This window comes from Mesorhizobium sp. LNJC394B00, assembly GCF_000502555.1.
Classification (GTDB): domain Bacteria; phylum Pseudomonadota; class Alphaproteobacteria; order Rhizobiales; family Rhizobiaceae; genus Mesorhizobium.
This window is the reverse complement of sequence record NZ_AYWH01000003.1, coordinates 74460-93770: the sequence shown is the minus strand read 5'-3', so window position 1 is coordinate 93770 and position 19311 is coordinate 74460. Positions and strand designations below refer to the sequence as shown.

Annotated in this window: 25 protein-coding genes; 9 read left to right on the top strand and 16 right to left on the bottom strand. The window is 63.0% G+C overall.

Annotated features, from left to right (window positions below):
• Positions 1 to 16: 16 nt before the first annotated feature.
• The 3 genes from X751_RS149300 to X751_RS149305 all read right to left on the bottom strand — a co-directional run bounded on the left by X751_RS149300 (position 17) and on the right by X751_RS149305 (position 2562).
• The gene (locus tag X751_RS149300; RefSeq protein ID WP_023744895.1) at positions 17 to 1456 is read right to left on the bottom strand and encodes a GMC family oxidoreductase; all 1440 of its coding nucleotides are present in this window, start codon (positions 1454 to 1456) and stop codon (positions 17 to 19) included.
• Positions 1453 to 1623 (bottom strand): hypothetical protein, encoded by a 171-nt coding sequence (locus tag X751_RS1000000166990; protein ID WP_023673226.1) that lies wholly within the window; start codon positions 1621 to 1623, stop codon positions 1453 to 1455. Before X751_RS1000000166990 ends, X751_RS149300 begins: the two co-directional genes overlap by 4 nt.
• Before the next feature lie 177 nt (positions 1624 to 1800).
• Entirely contained in the window at positions 1801 to 2562 is a 762-nt protein-coding gene (locus tag X751_RS149305; RefSeq protein WP_023681345.1) for a GGDEF domain-containing protein, read from the bottom strand.
• 175 nt (positions 2563 to 2737) lie between these two features.
• On the opposite strand from X751_RS149305, the gene X751_RS149310 reads away from it, so the two are divergent.
• Positions 2738 to 3457, top strand: a complete 720-nt coding sequence (locus X751_RS149310; RefSeq protein WP_023687469.1) for a pyrimidine 5'-nucleotidase — start codon at positions 2738 to 2740, stop codon at positions 3455 to 3457.
• An 80-nt stretch (positions 3458 to 3537) separates the two neighbouring features.
• Here the strand turns inward: X751_RS149310 and X751_RS149315 are convergent, their stop codons facing one another.
• The gene (locus tag X751_RS149315; RefSeq protein WP_023681343.1) at positions 3538 to 4383 is read right to left on the bottom strand and encodes an LOG family protein; all 846 of its coding nucleotides are present in this window, start codon (positions 4381 to 4383) and stop codon (positions 3538 to 3540) included.
• 147 nt (positions 4384 to 4530) lie between these two features.
• On the opposite strand from X751_RS149315, the gene dapD reads away from it, so the two are divergent.
• From dapD to X751_RS149330, 3 genes are read left to right on the top strand one after another with little or no spacing between them, the layout of a single operon-like run.
• The gene (gene dapD, locus X751_RS149320) at positions 4531 to 5385 is read left to right on the top strand and encodes a 2,3,4,5-tetrahydropyridine-2,6-dicarboxylate N-succinyltransferase (RefSeq protein ID WP_023744894.1); all 855 of its coding nucleotides are present in this window, start codon (positions 4531 to 4533) and stop codon (positions 5383 to 5385) included.
• Complete coding sequence (locus X751_RS149325) at positions 5382 to 5786, top strand: DUF805 domain-containing protein (protein ID WP_081726158.1); 405 nt, start codon at positions 5382 to 5384, stop codon at positions 5784 to 5786. The genes dapD and X751_RS149325 overlap by 4 nt, the downstream gene beginning before the upstream one ends.
• 21 nt (positions 5787 to 5807) lie before the next feature.
• Positions 5808 to 6578, top strand: a complete 771-nt coding sequence (locus X751_RS149330) for a hypothetical protein (RefSeq protein WP_023732758.1) — start codon at positions 5808 to 5810, stop codon at positions 6576 to 6578.
• 65 nt (positions 6579 to 6643) lie between these two features.
• On the opposite strand, the gene X751_RS149335 is transcribed toward X751_RS149330, so the two are convergent.
• Entirely contained in the window at positions 6644 to 7657 is a 1014-nt protein-coding gene (locus tag X751_RS149335) for a 2-dehydropantoate 2-reductase (protein ID WP_023744892.1), read from the bottom strand.
• A 115-nt stretch (positions 7658 to 7772) separates the two neighbouring features.
• On the opposite strand from X751_RS149335, the gene dapE reads away from it, so the two are divergent.
• Together dapE and X751_RS149345 are read left to right on the top strand one after the other, a co-directional pair.
• Positions 7773 to 8963 (top strand): succinyl-diaminopimelate desuccinylase, encoded by a 1191-nt coding sequence (dapE, locus tag X751_RS149340; RefSeq protein ID WP_023732760.1) that lies wholly within the window; start codon positions 7773 to 7775, stop codon positions 8961 to 8963.
• 2 nt (positions 8964 to 8965) lie between these two features.
• Entirely contained in the window at positions 8966 to 9571 is a 606-nt protein-coding gene (locus X751_RS149345; RefSeq protein WP_023696038.1) for a hypothetical protein, read from the top strand.
• Here the strand turns inward: X751_RS149345 and truA are convergent.
• The 6 genes from truA to def form a co-directional block, all read right to left on the bottom strand.
• Complete coding sequence (gene truA, locus X751_RS149350) at positions 9568 to 10323, bottom strand: tRNA pseudouridine(38-40) synthase TruA (RefSeq protein ID WP_023681338.1); 756 nt, start codon at positions 10321 to 10323, stop codon at positions 9568 to 9570. The two genes, X751_RS149345 and truA, sit on opposite strands and share 4 nt — an antisense overlap.
• A gap of 11 nt (positions 10324 to 10334) precedes the next feature.
• On the bottom strand, positions 10335 to 10841 hold the full coding sequence (locus X751_RS149355; protein WP_023692998.1) for an N-acetyltransferase: 507 nt from the start codon (positions 10839 to 10841) through the stop codon (positions 10335 to 10337).
• Positions 10838 to 11788 (bottom strand): methionyl-tRNA formyltransferase, encoded by a 951-nt coding sequence (gene fmt / locus X751_RS149360; protein ID WP_023725313.1) that lies wholly within the window; start codon positions 11786 to 11788, stop codon positions 10838 to 10840. Before fmt ends, X751_RS149355 begins: the two co-directional genes overlap by 4 nt.
• Before the next feature lie 38 nt (positions 11789 to 11826).
• Positions 11827 to 12252, bottom strand: a complete 426-nt coding sequence (locus X751_RS149365; protein WP_023732763.1) for a type II toxin-antitoxin system VapC family toxin — start codon at positions 12250 to 12252, stop codon at positions 11827 to 11829.
• Complete coding sequence (locus X751_RS149370; protein ID WP_023739789.1) at positions 12249 to 12536, bottom strand: hypothetical protein; 288 nt, start codon at positions 12534 to 12536, stop codon at positions 12249 to 12251. The genes X751_RS149365 and X751_RS149370 overlap by 4 nt, the downstream gene beginning before the upstream one ends.
• A gap of 99 nt (positions 12537 to 12635) precedes the next feature.
• Positions 12636 to 13166, bottom strand: coding sequence for a peptide deformylase (gene def / locus X751_RS149375; protein WP_023739790.1), 531 nt, complete (start codon positions 13164 to 13166; stop codon positions 12636 to 12638).
• Positions 13167 to 13269: 103 nt separating this feature from the next.
• Here def and X751_RS149380 point away from each other — a divergent pair, with 103 nt between their 5' ends.
• Positions 13270 to 14523 (top strand): DNA recombination protein RmuC, encoded by a 1254-nt coding sequence (locus X751_RS149380; RefSeq protein WP_023692996.1) that lies wholly within the window; start codon positions 13270 to 13272, stop codon positions 14521 to 14523.
• Between the two features lie 99 nt (positions 14524 to 14622).
• Here the strand turns inward: X751_RS149380 and X751_RS149385 are convergent, their stop codons facing one another.
• The 4 genes from X751_RS149385 to X751_RS149400 all read right to left on the bottom strand — a co-directional run bounded on the left by X751_RS149385 (position 14623) and on the right by X751_RS149400 (position 17867).
• Positions 14623 to 15429, bottom strand: a complete 807-nt coding sequence (locus X751_RS149385) for a class I SAM-dependent methyltransferase (protein WP_023687477.1) — start codon at positions 15427 to 15429, stop codon at positions 14623 to 14625.
• A gap of 81 nt (positions 15430 to 15510) precedes the next feature.
• A complete protein-coding gene (locus tag X751_RS149390; protein ID WP_023744891.1) occupies positions 15511 to 15915 on the bottom strand; it encodes a GFA family protein in 405 nt (134 codons plus the stop codon).
• A 78-nt stretch (positions 15916 to 15993) separates the two neighbouring features.
• On the bottom strand, positions 15994 to 16947 hold the full coding sequence (locus tag X751_RS149395) for a cation diffusion facilitator family transporter (protein ID WP_023687479.1): 954 nt from the start codon (positions 16945 to 16947) through the stop codon (positions 15994 to 15996).
• 110 nt (positions 16948 to 17057) lie between these two features.
• Positions 17058 to 17867, bottom strand: coding sequence for a transglutaminase family protein (locus X751_RS149400; protein ID WP_023687480.1), 810 nt, complete (start codon positions 17865 to 17867; stop codon positions 17058 to 17060).
• Positions 17868 to 18079: 212 nt separating this feature from the next.
• Here X751_RS149400 and X751_RS1000000168475 point away from each other — a divergent pair, with 212 nt between their 5' ends.
• Positions 18080 to 18205, top strand: coding sequence for a hypothetical protein (locus tag X751_RS1000000168475; RefSeq protein ID WP_006200611.1), 126 nt, complete (start codon positions 18080 to 18082; stop codon positions 18203 to 18205).
• Between the two features lie 206 nt (positions 18206 to 18411).
• Positions 18412 to 18726: a quaternary ammonium compound efflux SMR transporter SugE gene (gene sugE / locus X751_RS149405; RefSeq protein WP_023681326.1), complete on the top strand. Its 315-nt coding sequence runs from the start codon at positions 18412 to 18414 to the stop codon at positions 18724 to 18726.
• An 85-nt stretch (positions 18727 to 18811) separates the two neighbouring features.
• Here the strand turns inward: sugE and X751_RS149410 are convergent, their stop codons facing one another.
• Entirely contained in the window at positions 18812 to 19240 is a 429-nt protein-coding gene (locus X751_RS149410) for a DUF6481 family protein (RefSeq protein ID WP_023673205.1), read from the bottom strand.
• Positions 19241 to 19311: the final 71 nt, after the last annotated feature.

Sequence of the window (19311 nt, the reverse complement as noted above, 5' to 3'; positions counted from 1 at the left end):
CGGGGGGATAACTTCGTCACACCGTGATTACTTTGGTCAGATGGTCGCCTAGCCGGCAGGCAAGTGCGGTGATCGTCGTCGTCGGGTTGCATTCGCCCGACGTGCAGAATACCGAGGAACCGCCGACATAGAGATTGTCCATGCCGTGCACCTTGCAGTTGGCGTCGACCACGCTCTTGGTGACATCGGTGCCCATGCGCGTGCCGCCCATATGATGGTGGCCGGCCAGTTCCTCATCCGTCGGGTAGTCCTCGCCATTGGTCAGCCAGTCCATGATGCGGACGCGGCCGAGGTCCTTCTCGATCAGCGTCGTTCCGAACAGCTTGAGCCCCTCGAGGATGGTGCGGCGCTCCAACGGCGACTTCTTCCAGTGCAGCTCGATGCGCGGCACGCCGGCACGGTCGACATCGGTCTTCGACAATTCGATATGGTTCGAGGCCAGCGGCGCCTGTTCCCAGGCGACGTAGAGCTGGGCCGCACAGCGCAGGTTTTGGCTGAGCTGGTAGGCGACCCATTCGGCGGCCTCGGGCGCGGTGCAGGCGAGGTCGGCAATCAGGCTCTTGACGCCGGCATAGGGCATCTCGATCAGGCGTATGCCGAAATTCATGATCTGCAGCCGCTCCATGGCGGCGAGCGTCGGCGAGAAGAACGCCTCGTTGACGGCGTCAACCTCGAACTCCCTGTAATCGGCCAGGATGGCATTGCCGCCCTCGAAGGTCGGGTGCTCCATCCAGTAGCGGCCAAGTGCCGTGGCGTTCGGCACCACGCCGCCATTCGAGCGCTGGTTCGACCATAGAAGCAGCCGCGAATTCTCCAGCCCGCCGGCGCAGACGATGAAATAATCGGCGCTGAAGGCGCCGGCATCCTTGCCGTTCGACCACAGCCTGGCGCCGGTCACTCGTTTGCCGTCCCCGGCAAGTTCGGTGGCATAGGTGTTGAGCACGAGCGCTATGTTCTTGCTCTTGTCGAGCTCGTCGGAGAATTTCTCGCCAAAGCGCACGGCCGGGCTCTTGATCAGCTGCACCCAGCGTATGTCGTCTGAAATCGGCACATCGGGCTTGAAGTCGGGAAGCTCGAGTATGTCGTGCACCTCGGATAGATAGGGCTCGATGTCGGTCCGGGCGATTGGCCAGCCGGTGTCCGGCGCCCATGCCTTGGGCTCAAAGTCCTGCTTGTCGAGCACGCGGCACCAGCCGGCCCAGTGGTTCGACGACCCGCCCATGAAGCGCAGCCGGGTGATGTCGAGATCGAAATATTGATCGCCGACCGTGGAGCCGCGATAGAAATCCTGAGATTCATCGCTGAATTCACGGGAACCGGCTTCCAGCATCACCACCGGAATGCCGGCGGCGCCGAGCTTTCTGGCGATGGTGGTGCCGGCAGGCCCGGAGCCGAGAATGCAGACCTTGGGCTTGAAATCCGAGGCTCGAAACGCCTCATAGCTGTCGAAGATCATGCCAGGTCGCTCCGCTTCAGGATCCAGCCATTGACCACGACGATCTCGTCGGGATCGGCCGGGGGGCGGTCGCTGTCAGGCAGCTTGCGAAAAAGCTGTAGCGCCGGCATCGCAATCAGCGCCTGCACGATGGTGCGGCGCGACATTTTCCTGATGAAGAAACTCATGACACGTCTCTGGATGGGGGCTTCGATCCACGCATGGCGTTCCCTGAACGGCACAGGTACCGGCCAGACATGCCATTCCCGTGCCAAGCCTTGCCTGTAAACGAGTTACAACCCGGTAAACGGCGCAGTTGCGTGGAAACAATGTTGGCGAACCGTTAACAGCCCCACCACCAACACCTAGGCAGCTTCGGAAATGTCCCGGTCGAGGATCGACAAATTGCGGCCGCGGTGCTTGGCCTCGTAGAGCCGGCGGTCGGCGGCGCGCATCAGGTCCGAGACATCGGCATCTTGCGCACAGGTGATGCCGCCGATCGAGACGGTCAGCGGCACCGTGCGCTCGTCGACCGGACGAAAGCGGACCAGCTCGACTTCACGGCGGATGCGCTCGGCCACGCGCCGGGCTTCGGCTTCCGTAGCGCCGACCAGGAAGGCGCCGAACTCCTCACCGCCAATGCGGCCGAGCACGTCGCCGCTGCGGACGCCGCGCTCGATGGCGCTGGCGATCAACACCAGTGCGTCATCGCCGGTCAGATGGCCGAAACTGTCGTTGATCGCCTTGAAATGGTCGGCGTCGATGATCAGCAGCGCGCCGCGATCGGATTTGCGCCGCGAGCCGTCCAACGCGGCAAAGAAGCTCTCGCGGTTGAGCATGCCGGTCATGTCGTCGCGGCTCGCCTTCGCCGACAGGCGCCGATGCGCGGCGGCGAGCTGGGCATGCGCGCGGGCGAGATCGCGATGCGCGTTTTTCAGTCGGTCGCTCTGCCAGAAGGTGCTGGCGCAGGCGATCCAGGCGAGCGCCAGCGGGCACACCGTCGATGTCAGCCAGACAGTGCGGTCGACCGGAAAACCCATGGCGGGAACGATGATCAGCGTCAGCAAAAGCGAGATGGCTACCGAGCCGAATGCGACCGCGGCGGACTTTAAGACTATGCGACTCATCGCTGGCTCCCACTGAACCGTCTCTGTGCCAGCAAGCCCTGAAGGCCACCTTTCCGTGATGGCTAAAATTTGAATGGTGAGCCCATTTTTACAACTCTAGATGCACATAGGTTGTGGATAAGCTCTACATCAGAAAGGGGTTCGAACGGCAGATATTTCATGCCATAAGGACGCCATGACCACGCTGCCCGATCCCGCCCGCTTCGCCCATGTCACCGACTGGGTGTTCGACCTCGACAACACGCTTTATCCGCACCATTCGAATCTGTTTTCGCAGATCGACGTCAAGATGACGGCCTATGTCGGAGAACTGCTCACGCTGCCGCGCGAGGAAGCGCGCAAGCTGCAGAAGGAACTCTATCTCGAATATGGCACGACGCTGAACGGGCTGATGACGCGTCACGGCATCGACCCCGACGACTTTCTCGAAAAGGTGCATGATATCGACTATTCGTGGCTGGTGCCGGATCCGGTGCTGGGCACCGCTATCCGCCAGCTGCCCGGCCGCAAGTTCATCTTCACCAATGGCGACCGCAGGCACGCCGAGCGCACCGCGCGCCAGCTCGGCATACTCGACCATTTCGACGACATTTTCGATATCGTCGCCGCCGGGCTGACGCCGAAGCCGTCGCGGCAGACCTATGAGAAGTTTGCCGAACTGCACGCCGTCACCGGACACAATGCGGTGATGTTCGAGGATCTCGCCCGCAACCTCGAGGTGCCGAAATCACTGGGCATGACCACGGTGCTGGTGGTGCCGCGCAATTTCGAGCCGACCTTTGCCGAGATCTGGGAACGCGATCCGGCCAATGAGGACGACGTCGATTTCGTCACCGACGATCTCGCGACGTTTCTGACGGGGATAGTGGAGGGGGTAGAGGAATTGAGGAGCTGAAGAATTGAAGAACTGGTGAAAGGGAGACCGATCCGGACCTCCTTTTCCTCAATTCTTCAGTTCTTCAATTCCCGGTTCCCCTACTCCCCCAACTTGTAGAAGCGGCTGATGATCCCCCAGGCCTCGTCGGCGGTGTCGACAAAGTCGATGATATCCTGGTCGCCGGGCGTGATGGTGCCTTGTTCGGCCAGGAAATCGAGGTCGATCGCGCGCTGCCAGAACGCCTTGCCGAACAGGATCACCGGCACGCGCTCCATGCGGCCGGTCTGGATCAGCGTCAGCGTCTCGAAGAATTCGTCCATGGTACCGAAGCCGCCCGGAAACACCGCGACGGCCTTGGCGCGCATGACGAAATGCATCTTGCGGATGGCGAAATAGTGGAAGTTGAAGCACAGCTCCGGGGTCACATAGGCGTTCGGCGCCTGCTCGTGTGGCAGGACGATGTTGAGGCCGATCGACGGCGCGCCGACATCGTCGGCGCCGCGATTTCCCGCCTCCATCACGCCTGGGCCGCCACCGGTGACGACGACGAATTCGCGGTAGTAGGACGTGGCCGATTGCTGTGAGCAGAGGCGGGCGAATTTGCGCGCCTCCTCGTAATATTTGCTGTTTTCCTCGAGGTTTTTCTTCTGCGTCTCGTTCTTGGCGGCCCAGGCCTCGCCGCCGGGCTCGGGAATACGCGCGCCGCCGAACAGGATCACCGTCGAGCGGATGCCGCGCTCGGCCAGGATCATTTCGGGCTTCAAGAGCTCAAGCTGCAAGCGCACAGCGCGCAACTCCCGGCGCGTCATGAAGTCGGGATCGTTCCAGGCCAGCCGGTAGGTTTCGGCGCGAGTCTGCGGCGTGTCGGGTACGCTTTTCGAGCGCTCCAGATCCTCGTCCGAATGCGGCAGCGGCGTCCATCCCGCCTTTTCCATAGGAGTCATATGCTTCTACCCGTCCCAACAGTTCACTTGCGCCGTCCCATGGCGCACCCGCGATTGACCCCCAATACGCCTTAACATAGGGTCCGCGCGACTTTCAAAACAAGGTTAAGGCCGACGGCCTTAACAGCGTGGTAACGGAGCGAATTCATGTCGAAGCCTGATCTGGCCAGCCTCGAAAAGATCATCGAGAAGGCCTTCGAGGAGCGCGACACGATTTCGACCGCGACCCGTGGCGAAACGCGCGACGCCATCCAGTCCTCACTCGACCTGCTCGACCGTGGCACCGTGCGGGTCGCCGAGCGCCAGCCGGATGGCAAATGGCATGTCAACCAGTGGCTGAAGAAGGCGGTGCTGCTCTCCTTCCGGCTCTATCCGATGGAGATCATCAAGGGCGGCCCCGGCCAGGCGGTCTGGTGGGACAAGGTGGCGTCGAAGTTCGACGGCTGGAGTGCGGTCGATTTCGAGAAGGCAGGCTTCCGCGCCGTGCCGTCTTCGATCGTGCGCCGTTCTGCCTATGTCGCGCCGGGCGCGGTGCTGATGCCGTCCTTCGTCAATGTCGGCGCCTATGTCGACAGCGGCACCATGGTCGACACCTGGGCCTCGGTCGGCTCCTGCGCCCAGATCGGCAAGAATGTGCACCTCTCGGGCGGCGTCGGCATCGGCGGGGTGCTGGAGCCGATGCAGGCCGGCCCAACCATCATCGAGGACAATTGCTTCATCGGCGCGCGCTCCGAAGTGGTCGAGGGCTGCATCGTGCGCGAAGGCTCGGTGCTCGGAATGGGTGTGTTCATCGGCCAGTCGACCAAGATCGTCGACCGCGCCACCGGCGAAGTGTTTTATGGCGAGGTGCCGCCTAATTCGGTCGTCGTCGCCGGCTCGATGCCGGGCAAGGCCTTTCCGAACAACGAGCCGGGCCCTGGCCTCTACTGCGCCGTCATCGTCAAGCGCGTCGATGCCAAGACCCGGTCGAAAACCTCGATCAACGAACTGCTGCGTGATTGATCCTGTCCGAGCAACCAGAGCGCTCCAGATTGCCCAACACACCACCACTTCCCTGGCTTTTCTTCAGCCTCTCAGGGCGCGTCAGCCCAAGTGCCTACGTGCTCGCCGGGCTGCTGCTGGTGCTTGCACAGTTTTTCCCGCTCTACCAGTTGTCGAGACTGGAACCCGGCACCGCAACCAGCCAGAACTGGGCACTTGTGTTCTGGGTCGTTTTGCTGATCTCGACATGGTCGAGCTTTGCGGTAACCGCAAAGCGGTTTCATGATTTCGGCAAGCCGACTTATTTCGCGTTGATCTCTCTTATCATCGGCCCCATTCTTCTCATCGTTCTAGCGTGTTTCCGCGGTGACCCCGGTCCGAACCGCTACGGCAAACGCAGCAACGCGCCGGCTGAACCATGAGCGCCGACCGGATATCTCGCCATGCGCTACCGCACGCTTGATCCGAAACTGATCATCGACACCGCCGAGCGGCTGGAAGAGCGCGTCGCCGAGCGTTTTCCCGATGCCGGCCTGCGCGGCGTCGCCGCCGAACTGGTGTCGCTGTCGCGCGACCTGGCCAAGGCGGCGCAGGCGCTCGAAGCGCCGATCTGGTGGCTCCGCGGCGCCATCGTCGCCGCTGTTGCCGCCGGCGCGCTGATCTTCCTGTTCGTCGGCACCATCCTGCCGCTCATCCATATCTCGCAGGCCGACGATGCGGTGCAGTCGGTGCAAGGCATCGAAGCCACGATCAACATGATGATCCTTGCCGTGCTTGGCCTGCTGGCGCTGATCCGCACCGAGGAGCGCATCAAGCGCAAGCGGGTGTTTCGCCAGCTGCATGGGTTGAGATCGCTGATCCATGTCATCGACATGCACCAGCTGACCAAGGATCCGGCAGCATTGTCCGCCAATTTCAGGCCGACCGCGCATTCGCCGGCGCGCATCACCAATGCCGCCGACCTGGCGCGCTACCTCGACTATTGCTCGGAGATGCTGTCGATCACCGGCAAGATCGCGGCGCTGTTTGCGCAGTCGGTCAATGACGATGTGGTCATCGACGGCGTCAACGACGTCGAGAACCTGGCGTCCAACCTGTCGCGCAAGATCTGGCAGAAGATCACGCTGATCGAGAACCACCCGGCTGCGCAGCCCCTGCCGGCGCCAGGCTCGGCGAGCAAAGCGCCGGCTCCGAGGCGCGCACCAAAGCTGTGACGCGGCGGGCCCACGCGCCTATTTTCGGGCTATGCGGGCCAAGGCCCGAGGCTCGCGCAAGCAGACTATCCAGTGACGGCTTCCGGCGTCAGCCCGGGTGAGCCGCGCTTTTCCCGCTCGGCCTGCTGCACCAGCGCGGTGACCCGCTTCAGCAGAGGCGCCGGCGTGCCGGCCTTTTCGGCGAGGCTCAGGACGGCCCCCTGCAGGTCACCGATCTCGGTCGGCCGACCGCGCTGGAGGTCGTCCCACATGGACGAGCGCGCCTGCGGGTCGATGGCGAGCATGCGGCGGGCGACCAGCCGGAACAGCCAGTCCGGCAGCCGGAGCAGCTTCGACAGCAGGCCGGGACGCAAGCCGCCGATCCGCGCCGGCGCGATATGTAACGCCTTCATCGCCGCCAGGGCCTCGTCGATCTGACCGGCCAGGATCCGCCGCCAGCGGCGGTCGGCAAGTTCGCTCGCCAGCGGCAGGCCGGACAAGGCGACAAGCGCGTTGTTGAGGTTGATCAGCAGCTTGCCCCACTGAACGGCTTTCATGTCGGGATGGGTTTCCACGCCAAGCCCTTCGACATCGAGAAGGCCGGCAAGGCCGGTCACGCCATCTTCGATCATGACCTTGCCGTCGCTGGCGCGATGCACGTGAAGCGGCAAATTGCCTATGGCCGACTGGACGACATTGAACGGCACCATGCCGGCGAGTACAGTCCGGCCACCGAGCACGGCGCGTAACCGGTCGGCATTGCCGACGCCGTTCTGCAGGCTGACCACCACGACATCGCCGCGCGCATGTCCGGCAACAAGCGACGCCATCTCCTCGGTAGCGCCGTTCTTGACCGTCACCAGCACCACGTCGGCGCTGGCGAGGGCAGCGGCGGGATCGGTGGTGACGGACTCCGGCCGGATGGATCGGTCGCGACCATCGAGATCGGTGATGCGCAGGCCACCGCCCAGCAAGGCCGTCGCTATGTCTGGCCGCGCCAAAAACACCACCTTGCGTCCGGCCAGCGCCAGGCAACCACCGACATAGCAGCCGATGCTGCCGGCGCCGGCAATGACGATGGTCTTTTCGGCGTTGGCCATGCGATTATCTCGTGTTGGCCTGCACTATACGACAGGAAAACCATAATGTCGGCGGCAGGATCGGTCATCATCTCTGGCCGTGACAGGCCTTTCGCTTTCGACTATCGCTTTGCCCATGAAACTGCCGACCGATCCCGCCGCCAACCTCGCGACCCTCATACGCTGCGCCTCCGTAACGCCCGCCGAGGGCGGCGCGCTGGCTGCCTTGGAAGGCATGCTGAAGCCGCTCGGCTTTTCCGTCGAACGCCCTGTGTTTTCCGAAGACGGCACCCCCGACATCGAGAACCTCTACGCGCGTCGCTCCGGCAACGGGCCGCATCTGATGTTTGCCGGCCATACCGACGTGGTGCCGGCGGGCGACGAGGCGTCGTGGACGCATCCGCCCTTCGCCGCCGAGATCGCCAAGGGCGAGATGTACGGCCGCGGCGCCGTCGACATGAAGGGCGGCATTGCCTGTTTCATCGCTGCCGTGGCGCGCCATGTCGAGAACAAGGGTGGTCCGAAAGGCTCGGTCTCGCTGCTGATTACCGGCGACGAGGAGGGGCCGGCCATCAACGGGACGACAAAACTGCTCGACTGGGCGGCGGCCAGGGGCGAGAAATGGGACGCCGCGATCGTCGGCGAGCCCACCAATCCGGACACGCTCGGCGACATGATCAAGATCGGCCGGCGTGGCTCGATGTCGGGCAGTGTCACGGTCAACGGCCGCCAGGGCCATGTCGCCTATCCATTGCTCGCCGACAATCCGGTGCGCGGCCTGATCAGCCTGGTCGACGCCTTGCTGTCGCCCGTCTTCGACAAGGGCACGAAGGATTTTCAGCCGACCAATCTGGAAGTGACCTCGATCGATGTCGGCAACCCCGCGACCAATGTTATTCCGGCCAAGGCGACAGCCACCTTCAACATCCGCTTCAACGACACATGGACTGCCGAGACGGTGCAGGCCGAGATCCATAACCGCCTCGACCAGGCGGCGAAGCGCAAGAAATACCGGACCGGCAAGACGCCGGTCGACTACGAGTTGATCTGGCGCGACCGGCCGAGCCATGTCTTCCTGACGCGCGACGACAAGCTGATCGGGACGCTGCGCGGCTCGATCAAGGCGACGGTCGGCAAGGAGCCGGCGCTGTCCACCTCGGGCGGAACCTCGGATGCGCGTTTCATCAAGGACTATTGCCCGGTGGTCGAGTTCGGCCTGGTCGGCAAGACCATGCACATGGTCGACGAGCGCGTCGCACTGGCCGACCTCGAGACGCTGACCCAAATCTACCAGCGCTTCATCGATGACTGGTTCGAGCAGGGCTGATCATGCTTTCGGTTGACGAGACCTCTTCATCGCTTAACGGCGCCTGGCGGCTGATGCTCGGAAAGGCCGACGGCTTGCGGCTGCTCGACCTTTCGGCGGACGGCTTCTGGAATTCCTTCTTCGCCATCGTCGTCGCAGCGCCGGCGATGATCGTCGGGTGGGTCGGCACGGCCAACGAGATCGGCGATCCCAATGCGTTCGCCGGCCGGCTGGGCATGTTGGTTCGCCTGGCGACCGTCGACCTCGGCTCGTGGCTGCTGCCCCTGTTTGTGCTTGCCCTGGTCGCATCGCGCGCCGGCATCGGCGACCGCTTCGTCCACTATGTCGTTGCCAGCAACTGGGCGTCGGCGATCACCGCCTGGATGCTGCTGCCTTCAGCGCTGATCAGGCTTTTCCTGCCGTCCGGCAACCCGGTTGCCGAATTGGTGTGGCTGGTTCTGGTGGTGCTTTCGCTGGTACTCTCCTGGCGGATGACCAACGCCGCGATCGGCAAGGGCGCGGCTGTCGGCAGCGCCGTGTTCGCAGGCATGTTGGTGGTGTCTCTGGCCGTGTTGTTCGGCCTGGTGGCGCTGCTCGGCATCACTGTGCCGACCGCCGCTCCGGCCTAGAACTTTTCCGGATAGTCTACACCGACGAGAAAAAGCCCGTCGGGCGGCGCCACCTGGCCGCAGGCGGCGCGGTCTTGTGCAGCGAGCGCGGCCTTGAGGTCGGCGGCGGTCCAGCCGCCGTCGCCGACGCGTTTCAGCGAACCGACCATGGAGCGCACCTGGTTGTGCAGGAAAGAGCGCGCCGAGGCCCTGACTTCGATCAGGTCGCCCTGGCGGCTTACATCGAGCCGCTCCAGCGTCCGCACCGGACTATTGGCCTGGCATTGCGTCGAGCGGAAGGTGGTAAAGTCATGTCGGCCGAGCAGGACTTTCGCCGCTTCGTGCATGGCGTCCGCATCGAGCCGCTTCGGCACCCACCAGACCTTGCCCTTTTCCATCGCTGCAGGCGCGCGCCGGTTGAGGATGCGGTAGAGATAGTGCCGTCCGGTGGCCGAGAAACGGGCGTCGAACTCATTGGGGACAACCGTGGCCTGCAGGATGGCGATGCGCGCGCCTGCCGCCTGCAGGTGCGCGTTGACGGCGTCGCGCACCTTGTCGTTTGGCCATGCCTTGGCGAGGTCGACATGCGCCACCTGGGCGGTCGCATGCACGCCGGCGTCGGTGCGGCCGGCGGCGCGTATCCGCACCGCCTCACCGCAAAATTTCTCGATCGCCTGCTCTATCGCCTGCTGCACCGAAGGCTGATCCGCCTGGTGTTGCCAGCCGGCGAAGAGGCTGCCGTCATATTCGATATCGAGACGAAAACGCGGCATACACCCTTCGTTCAGGCGGCGAGTGCGGTAAAGGCCTGGGCGTAGACCAGTTTGCCTTTTTCGGGTGCGTCACCCCAGGCCAGCGCCTGCAGCGCTTCGCCCTGATATTCGCTCTCGAACTTTTCGGCGCGCGCATGGCTGTAGCCGAAGCGGCCGTAATAGGCCGGATCGCCCAACACAACGGCGAGCGTCTCGGCGCCATCCCTGAGGCGGATATGCGCCTCGCGGATCAGCGCACCGCCAATGCCCGAGCCGTGGAACGAAGGTTCCACCGCCAACGGCGCCAGCGCCACGGCTGCGAACTGCTTGCCGCCGTTCTGGACGAACAGCCTGGAAAACAGGATGTGGCCGACCACCTGGCCGTCTTCTTCCGCCACCAGTTCGACAACGGCGTCGCCGCCGGTGACCAGAGCGTCGACCAGCCCGGCCTCCGCCTGCTGGCCGAATGCGTGTTCCTCGACCAGGCGTATGGCCTCGCGGTCCCGCGGCGTCGCGCCGCGTATCGACATCATGCTCATGAGAACTTCATTCCTTTTTCGATCTTGGCCCCGCGCAGAAACTCCTGCGCGGCAGCGGGCTTTCCGCCTGCCCGTTGAACTTCGACCAGCCTGACCGCGCCCGACCCGCAGGCGACCGTCAGCCGGTCATCGAGAATTCCTCCCGACTCGCCCATGCTTTCAGAAAGCGTGCCTTCCAAAAGCGTCGAGCGAAGCAGTTTCAGCCGTTCCGTGCGGCCGCCGATGTCGGCCTCGCACCAGGCGCCGGGAAATGGCGACAGGCCGCGAATGTGATTGTGGACCTCCGCAGCCGGGCGCGTCCAGTCCACACGTGTCTCCGACTTATCGATTTTCCTGGCGTAGGTCACCCCGTCAGCCGCCTGCAAAGTCGATGCCAGGGTATTTGTCTCCAATCGGGACAGCGCTTCCACCATCAGCGTGGCAGCAATGTTCATCAAGCGGTCGTGCAGATCGCCGGCCGTCATGTCGGGCTCTATGGCGCATTTTTCAACCAGTGCCACCGGACCGGTGTCCAGGCCCTCTTCCATGCGCATCACCATCATGCCGGTTTCGACGTCGCCGGCCATAATGGCTCGCTGGATGGGAGCTGCACCACGCCAACGCGGCAAAAGCGAGGCGTGGCCATTGAGGCAGCCGAGGCGCGGAGCCTCCAGAATAGCCTTCGGCAACAGCAAACCATACGCGACGACGACTGCGACATCGGCACGCAACGCATGGAAAGCAGCTTGCTCGCCCTCGCCCTTCAGCGACAGCGGCGTGCGCACTTCGATGCCCAGCCGCTCAGCCTCGCGCTGCACCGGCGACGGTGTCAGCTCCAGCCCGCGGCGGCCCGCGGCGCGCGGCGGCTGCGTGTAGACGGCTGCTATCTCGTGCCCGGCCTCGGCAATCGCGCGCAGCACCGGCACCGAAAACTCCGGCGTGCCCATGAAGATGACGCGAAGCGGCATTTTTCGTCCAGTATCCTGTTCTGCGCGCGGCAGTCCGCTCAAGCGTCTGCTTCAAACGGGTTTACGATCTTGAGGTCAAGCTCTTCGAAGTCCTTAATATTGCGCGTCGCCAGCATAGCGTCGTGCGACAGGCAGATGGCAGCGATCATGGCATCGGAAAGGCTGATCGGCCGGCCGATAGTTTCCCGCATTGCCCGGAGCTTGCCCGCCAGACGGGGAATGGGACCGGCAAATTCGACGACACGTCCCGAAAACTGCTTCGAAACCAGGTGGTCAAGTGCACGGACGTGGCGGTCCGAGCCGGTCTTGTTCAGAAACCTTTCGGCTCCAAAGGACTGCTCCATGACAACAGGACCGCAGAGATAGAGGTCGAGCAGGTCCTGTCTGCGAAACCACTTAGCGACGTTTGGATCGGGCGCGGGCCGGCTCGCTTCCGAGACGACATTGGTATCGAGGATTATCACTCGAAATTCTCAATGGTGCGGCCAAAGTCGCGTTTCCGTTCCGCTTCGATCTCATCCATCATCTGCGCAAATTCGTCGCTGATTGCATTTTCCGAGGCGAAGGCAGCGCGAATCGCATCCCAAGCCGTGAGTCCAGGCTCGGCCTTGCCTTCTTTTTCCGCAACCATGCCTTTTCGCAATAAATCGATCGCCTTGAGCGAGAGGCTTTGGCCGCCCTTGCGTGCCGCATGCTCGATTTCACGCTTCAACGGCTCGGGAATATCTCTGATCAACATATCGCCCATCTGAGTCTCCAGTCTGATATCAATGATATCACGCAAGGAAGCGTCTCTCAATAGGGGCGGGTCGAGACGGGATTTTGTGCGAGTCGCCGAAAGCAGGGCCTATCCCACCAGCTTGCCCGGCCCCTTGTCCTTGGCGAGCTTCTTGAACTTCTTGACCACCATGTCGCGCTTCAGCTTCGAGATGTGGTCGATGAACAGCACACCGTTGAGATGGTCGATCTCGTGCTGCAGGCAAGTCGCCATCAGGCCTTCGGCCTCGATCTCCTGCAGCTTGCCGTCGCGGTCGAGATATTTCACGCGCACCGAGGCGGGACGCTCGACCTCGGCGTAATAGTCCGGGATCGACAGGCAGCCTTCCTCGTAGACCGAGCGGGCGTCGGCGCTTTCGAGGATTTCGGGATTGATGAAGACATGCGGCGCCGGCGGCTCGTCTTCCTTGGCGAGGTCGATGACCAGCATGCGCAGCGGCTCGCCGATCTGGATTGCGGCCAAGCCGATGCCCGGCGCATCATACATCGTCGCCAGCATGTCATCGGCCAGTTTGCGCAAAGGCGCGTCGACGCGTTCGACTGGTTTGGAAACCTGGCGCAGGATGGGATCGGGAAGGATGATGAGCGGCTTGATCGACATGGCGCCTCACCTAAAACGTCGCAGGAGAAGCGTCAACCGGTGCGAATCGGTCTCGTTCACGTTTTGATCTGTGCCAGGTCTGCGAATCGGCTATGCTGGCGGGATGAACGACCTGAGCACCATCCTTTCCGAACCCGTTGCCCGGCTTGGCGCCACGACGATCACGCTCGGCCATGCACTGGCCCTCGGCGCGCTGGTGTTTCTCGGCCTGTTCCTGGCGCTTGTCGTGGCGCTGTGGCGATCGGCCAAGGCGCGCACCATCGCCGCGGCGGAAGCCGCCGACCACGCCCGCGACGCCGAGGCGCGGATGGCCGGCATTTTGCAAAGCCAGGCCGAGATGCAGGGCCGCATGGGCGCCATCGCCGACGTGTTCGGCGCAAGGCAGGCCGAACTCAACCAGTCGATCGGCCAGCGCCTCGACGCCATGACCGGCAGGCTCGGTCAAACCATGACCGAACAGACCAAATCGACGCATGAGAGCCTCGCCAAACTGCAGGAACGGCTGGCGGTCATCGACACCGCGCAAGGCAACATTCAGTCGCTGGCCGGCCAGGTCGTGCAATTGCAGGCGATCCTGTCCAACAAGCAGACGCGCGGCGCCTTCGGCCAGTCGCGCATGGAGGCGATCGTCGCCGACGGCCTTCCGATGGGCGCCTACGAGTTCCAGGCAACACTGTCAAACGGCAGCCGTCCCGACTGCCTGGTCAGGATGCCGAACGGTGCGCCGCAGCTTGCCATCGACGCCAAGTTTCCGCTGGAAGCCTGGAACGCCATCCGCGCCGCCGATGGCGCCGAACAACAGAAGATCGCGGCCCAGGCTTTCCGCCGCGACATCGAAATTCACGTCCGCGATATCTCGGAAAAATACCTGATCCAGGGCGAGACGCAGGACACCGCCTTCATGTTCGTGCCGTCCGAATCGGTGTTCGCCGAAATCCACGAGAATTTCGACGCCGTGGTCCAGAAGGCGCACCGGGCGCGTGTCATCATCGTCTCGCCGTCGCTTTTGATGCTGTCGATCCAGGTCATCCAGGCCATCCTCAAGGACGCCCGCATGCGCGAACAGGCGCATCTGATCCAAGGCGAGGTGATCCGGCTGATGGAAGACGTCGCGCGCGTCGACGAACGCGTGCGCCGGTTGCAGACGCATTTTGGCCAGTCGGCCAAGGATATCGACGAGATACTGGTGTCGACGTCGAAGGTGACCAAGCGCGGCCAAAAGATCGAAGCGCTGGAGTTTGGCGAAAGCGAAGCCGAAGTGCGCGGTGGCGGACCCGCCAAGGCCGAAGCCGGGGTGCGGGTGGCGGATTCCAAGACGGGGCAGCTCAGGCTACGTGTCGTCGAAGGCGACGATTAAAGCGCGTCGCGCTGAAACGGATTCATACGACGCGCTTAAGTCTTTGTTTTGATGCATGTCGTTGTCCCGGAACCGCGGCACACTTCTGGGCGACATGCATTAGACCGTAGCCACGATCACGTGCGCCTGGATCTTGGCCGCAACCTCGCCGCTGCCGTGCCTGGCTGCAATCACGGACGCGGCGTGATCGGTTGCGGCTTCCAGTTTTCCTCTGGCCTCGATTTCGTTGCGAAGCGGAGTTCCCTGGCAATAGGCAACCGCCGGAAGGCGCGGCGAGGAGGCACGGCTTTGTTCGGCCCTCGTCTCGATCACCACACGGGAGAAACCTGCGGCTTCCAACTCGCCGCGGATCAATGCAGTGTCATTGTAGCCGTGCGGCGTGCGGGCGAGAAAGCGGGGCGGATCGTTCGGAAAAATCTCCGCAAGAGCATTCGTCACATCATTGGCGAATACATTCTCTTCGATGCGATCCCACACGTTGAACAGGAAATGGCCGCCGGTCTTCAGGACCCGCTTTGCTTCGCGATAGCCGGCGGCTCGGTCGGGAAAGAACATCGCGCCGAACTGACAGCAAACGAGATCGAAAGCCGCATCTTCGAACGGCAGCGCCAGAGCATCCGCCTGACGCCATTGTATGCGACTGTCGGGAGCTTGTCGCGAGGCCGCGTAGTCGAGCATAGGCTGGTTGAGGTCGGTCACGACATAGCTTGCGCCAGGGGACAGTTTCGGCGCCAATGCGCGGGTGACAACGCCGGTGCCGGCGGCGACTTCCAGGACGGCGCCGGGCGACAAGGACGCTGCCCGTCGTGCCAGATCCGCGGCGAACGGCTCGAAGATCAACGGCACCATGTAGCGGTCGTAGTTTTCCGGAATCGAGCCGGCAAACACTTTGTCCGTTTCCGACATTGCTATCCCCCGCCATCCGTTTGATGGCGAGCCTAGCACATAATTGGCTGGTTTGGGCCGCGTTTAACCGGGAGGCAGGTGCTACTGCGCCTCTACGATGCTTACGCCCTCGAATTCCGGAAGCCAGTGCAGGGCCGATCGGTGCCATTTCTGTTGGGTCGGAACGAGATCCTCGCGTTGCCGCGCGGTCCCCGCCCTGATCCCATAGACCTTCGGCCCGTCGTCAACCGACGTTGCGTAAAGATGCGAACCGCAGTCGCCGCAGAACGCCTGGGCACGCTTGGCGCCGCTCGATCCCGTCTTGATATAGACCTTCGGTGTGCCCTTGGTGATCCTGTAATAATCCTCAGGCGCGGGAACAGTGACACGAAAGGCGGTGCCGGTCAGTTGCTGGCAGTCGGTGCAATGACAGATAGAGGTCTTTTCCGGGTCGACGTCTGCTTCATAAGTTATGGCGCCGCAATGGCACCCACCATCGATTTTCATGGTTGATTCTCCGAAATCCGTCGAGTGATCTTAGCGGGACCAGGCGATGGGGCCAACGGTGGACTGCTGGTCCAAGAACTAGTCCGACGCCGCCTCGACCTGCTTGCGCCGGTGCTCCCAGGTTCCGGTCGTCTGCGGCTTGACGAACAGTCTGGTGATCTCCGGCATTTCTTTTTTCAAGAGCGCCTCGATGCGCTCGACACAGGCTTCGATCTCAGGCGCCGTCAGATGGTCCTCGAATTCGATGCTCAGCCCAGCGACGATCTGTTGCGGGCCGAGATGGACGGTGAGAACGCCGTTGGCCCGCTGCACCGCCGGATCCTGCTGGGCGATGGCCAGCACCTTGGCCTGCACTTCCGCCGAGGCCGGCTCACCGATGAGCAATCCCTTGCTTTCGCGCGCCAGAAAGATGGCGGTGGCGCCGAGGATCATCGCGATGCCGATCGAGGCGACGCCGTCGAGTTCGGGCATGTCGAGGAGTTCGGCCGCCAATATGCCGGCGAAGGCGACGAACAGACCGAGCAGGGCGGCGCTGTCCTCGAACAGGATCGTGTAGACGCTCGGATCCTTGCTCGATTGCACGGCCTGCAGCCAGCCTTGCTTGCCCTTCTGCTGGCGGAACTCCTTCAGCGCCACGTACCAGGAGCTGCCCTCGAACAGCATTGAGAGGCCCAGCACGATGTAGTTGATTTTGGGATTGGCGACCGGCTCAGGCGCCATGATGTGGACGACGCCTTCATAGAAGGACACGCCGGCGCCGAGCGCGAATACGAGCAGGGCGACAATGAAGCTCCAGAAATACAGCTCGCGGCCATGGCCGAGCGGATGCGTGCGGTCCGGCGGGCGGGCGGCGCGGTGCATGCCGTAGAGCAGCAGCCCGCCATTGCCGGTATCCACCAGCGAGTGCACGCCTTCCGACAGCATCGCCGAGCTGCCGGTGAAGAAGGCGGCGACGAATTTGGTCACAGCAATAGCGAGATTACCGGCGAGCGCCGCGTAGATGACCGTCTTCGACCCGCCATGTGCTGCCATGCTGTCCCTCCAAGGAACCTGATGTAACGCCCCTGAGCTCCACAGGCATCACAACGCACGAATCGCCCGGTCGTTCAGGGTCTTGTAGGCCAGCTTGCGGAAAGACGCCCCTATTCGATGATCTCGTCCGTCCACACCTTGAAACCAGCCAGCGTGCCCGGTCCGAAGATGTGGGTCAGCGGCACGTCGGCGGCGTCGCGGCCGGAGGCGATCAGGATGCGGCCGATGCGTGGCGAATTGTTGCGCGGGTCAAAGACATGCCAGCGGCCACCGAGATAGACCTCCATCCAGGCTGCGAAATCCATGCTCGCCCAAGGTTTGGGCAGGCCGATGTCGCTGATGTAGCCGGTGCAGTAGCGGGTCGGGATGTTGAGCGCACGGCAGAAGGTGACGGCGAGGTGGGCAAAGTCACGGCAGACGCCGCTTTGCTCCCGATAGGCTTCCGCCGCGGTGCGGGTCGGCCGCGCATTGCCGTAGCTGAAGACGATGTGGTTGTGGACGAAGTCGCAGACCGCCTGGACGCGCGCAATGCCAAGCGGCGTATGCCCGAACAGCCGCCAGGCTTCGCTGGCCAGCAGATCGCTCTCGCAAAAGCGGCTCGGCAACAGGAAGAGCAATGTGTCCGACGGCAGATCGCGCACCTCGTGCTGCCAGGCCATCAGGTCGCCCATCTCGAACGTGCCGGGGTCGCGGATTACCGAATCGGTGCCGAAGGTGAAGCGACCGGGCGGGGCGACGAAGCGGTTGCACCAATTGCCGAAACTGTCGCGGTAGCTCTGGATCGGCACCGGCGGGTTGGAGGTCAGGAAATCCGGGCGCTCGAGATCGGAGGCCCTGGAGTAGTGGACGTTGAGCATCGCGATTAGCGGCGTTTCCTGCGGAAAATCGAAACTCATCTCGCTGCCGATGCGGATTCGCATTGTCGTCCTGACCGCACTGCCTGATCATCGCCGGGCGAAGGCATGGCCGATGCTGCAGTGCGAAGGCAACCATGGCACGGACCGGAATGGTTTACGAGCAAATTAGAAACCGGTTGAAAGCGGCCCGACGGCGCCGGCGACAGACGCAGCCCTCTTGCAGTCCGGCGTTTCTCTTGTTTCACTTGGCCTCCCAGCAACTGGAGGAACGAATCATGGCTAAAGGTGCGATGAAGGCGGGCAAGGAAGCTCGGAAGCCGAAAAAAGACGCCAAGAAGCCCGCAGCGGCTCCGGCACTCAAGGCGCCGCCCGTCAAGGCGATGAGGCTCAAGGAAAAGTAAGCCCGCCTCGGCAGATCTTGGACGGTTGAAATCCGGACAAACCGTTTCGGCGCAGATTTTGACACCGGCGGCATGAACGATGCGGCCGGTGTTTTTGTTGATCGCACCGGCGCAGCCGCTTGTGTCGAAGCGGCGAGGACGACCTCGCGCCTTCCCATAAATCGGCCGGGACGGCCCGCCATGCTCATGGAATGGAGTGCATCCCGATGTCGTGGATTTTTCTGTTTTTCGCCGGCCTGTTCGAAATCGGCTGGGCGATCGGCCTCAAATACACCGACGGCTTCTCGAAGCCGCTGCCGACGGTGCTCACTGTCGCCTCGATGATCATCAGCCTCGGGTTGCTCGGCCTGGCGCTCAAGACGCTGCCTGTCGGGACGGCCTATGCGGTGTGGACCGGCATCGGCACGGTCGGCACGGCGCTTCTTGGCATCTGGCTGCTGGGCGAGCCTGCGACGGCCATCCGGCTCGCCTGCATTGCGCTCATCGTCTGCGGCATTATGGGGCTGAAGCTCGCCGCCTGAGCAAAGCAACCAAGGAAATCGACGCACAAACACATTCACGGCCGCTGGAAGGCGACCCTGATGTCCGATCGTTTCGATCGAAGCGTTAGCGGGCGGAGAAGCCCGGAGGCGTCCTGCCGGTACGCTGCTTGCGCGCCGCATAGCGTGCGTCGCGCTTGGCCTTGCGTTCGGCTTCGTCGGCCAGCAAACGGGCAATGCGCTCGTTTTCTTCGGCTTCCTTGATCTTCGCTTCAGCCTGCGCTGCCTCTTCGGCCGCAATACGCGCCGCTTCGGCTGCTGCCTCGCGCTCGGCCTTCTCGACCGCCTCGCGTGCCAGCTTTTCCTGCTTCAGCCTGGCCTTTTCGGCCTCGCGTATTTCGCGAGCCTCAAGAATCGCCTTGCGTTCGGCCTGTTTGGCCAGAACCGCAGGATCATCAGCCGCCGGCTTTGACTTGAAGCGCTCCAGAAGCGCCTTCTTTGCCTCGTTCGCGGCATTGCGCCGCTCGAAAATGTCTTTTTCCCTGTAGATAGCCAAGTCCACTTCCCTGAAGTCAATTCGCGACGCTTACATACGCGCGAAAACCGAGAGTTCAAGCGCCAAAACGG

Coding starts and splice junctions, on each gene's coding strand:
- X751_RS149300 (WP_023744895.1), bottom strand. CDS start 1,456: ATGATCTTCGACAGCTATGAGGCGTTTCGAGCCTCGGATTTCAAGCCC.
- X751_RS1000000166990 (WP_023673226.1), bottom strand. CDS start 1,623: ATGAGTTTCTTCATCAGGAAAATGTCGCGCCGCACCATCGTGCAGGCG.
- X751_RS149305 (WP_023681345.1), bottom strand. CDS start 2,562: ATGAGTCGCATAGTCTTAAAGTCCGCCGCGGTCGCATTCGGCTCGGTA.
- X751_RS149310 (WP_023687469.1), top strand. CDS start 2,738: ATGACCACGCTGCCCGATCCCGCCCGCTTCGCCCATGTCACCGACTGG.
- X751_RS149315 (WP_023681343.1), bottom strand. CDS start 4,383: ATGACTCCTATGGAAAAGGCGGGATGGACGCCGCTGCCGCATTCGGAC.
- dapD (WP_023744894.1), top strand. CDS start 4,531: ATGTCGAAGCCTGATCTGGCCAGCCTCGAAAAGATCATCGAGAAGGCC.
- X751_RS149330 (WP_023732758.1), top strand. CDS start 5,808: ATGCGCTACCGCACGCTTGATCCGAAACTGATCATCGACACCGCCGAG.
- X751_RS149335 (WP_023744892.1), bottom strand. CDS start 7,657: ATGGCCAACGCCGAAAAGACCATCGTCATTGCCGGCGCCGGCAGCATC.
- dapE (WP_023732760.1), top strand. CDS start 7,773: ATGAAACTGCCGACCGATCCCGCCGCCAACCTCGCGACCCTCATACGC.
- X751_RS149345 (WP_023696038.1), top strand. CDS start 8,966: ATGCTTTCGGTTGACGAGACCTCTTCATCGCTTAACGGCGCCTGGCGG.
- truA (WP_023681338.1), bottom strand. CDS start 10,323: ATGCCGCGTTTTCGTCTCGATATCGAATATGACGGCAGCCTCTTCGCC.
- X751_RS149355 (WP_023692998.1), bottom strand. CDS start 10,841: ATGAGCATGATGTCGATACGCGGCGCGACGCCGCGGGACCGCGAGGCC.
- fmt (WP_023725313.1), bottom strand. CDS start 11,788: ATGCCGCTTCGCGTCATCTTCATGGGCACGCCGGAGTTTTCGGTGCCG.
- X751_RS149370 (WP_023739789.1), bottom strand. CDS start 12,536: ATGGGCGATATGTTGATCAGAGATATTCCCGAGCCGTTGAAGCGTGAA.
- def (WP_023739790.1), bottom strand. CDS start 13,166: ATGTCGATCAAGCCGCTCATCATCCTTCCCGATCCCATCCTGCGCCAG.
- X751_RS149380 (WP_023692996.1), top strand. CDS start 13,270: ATGAACGACCTGAGCACCATCCTTTCCGAACCCGTTGCCCGGCTTGGC.
- X751_RS149385 (WP_023687477.1), bottom strand. CDS start 15,429: ATGTCGGAAACGGACAAAGTGTTTGCCGGCTCGATTCCGGAAAACTAC.
- X751_RS149390 (WP_023744891.1), bottom strand. CDS start 15,915: ATGAAAATCGATGGTGGGTGCCATTGCGGCGCCATAACTTATGAAGCA.
- X751_RS149395 (WP_023687479.1), bottom strand. CDS start 16,947: ATGGCAGCACATGGCGGGTCGAAGACGGTCATCTACGCGGCGCTCGCC.
- X751_RS149400 (WP_023687480.1), bottom strand. CDS start 17,867: ATGCGAATCCGCATCGGCAGCGAGATGAGTTTCGATTTTCCGCAGGAA.
- X751_RS1000000168475 (WP_006200611.1), top strand. CDS start 18,080: ATGGCTAAAGGTGCGATGAAGGCGGGCAAGGAAGCTCGGAAGCCGAAA.
- sugE (WP_023681326.1), top strand. CDS start 18,412: ATGTCGTGGATTTTTCTGTTTTTCGCCGGCCTGTTCGAAATCGGCTGG.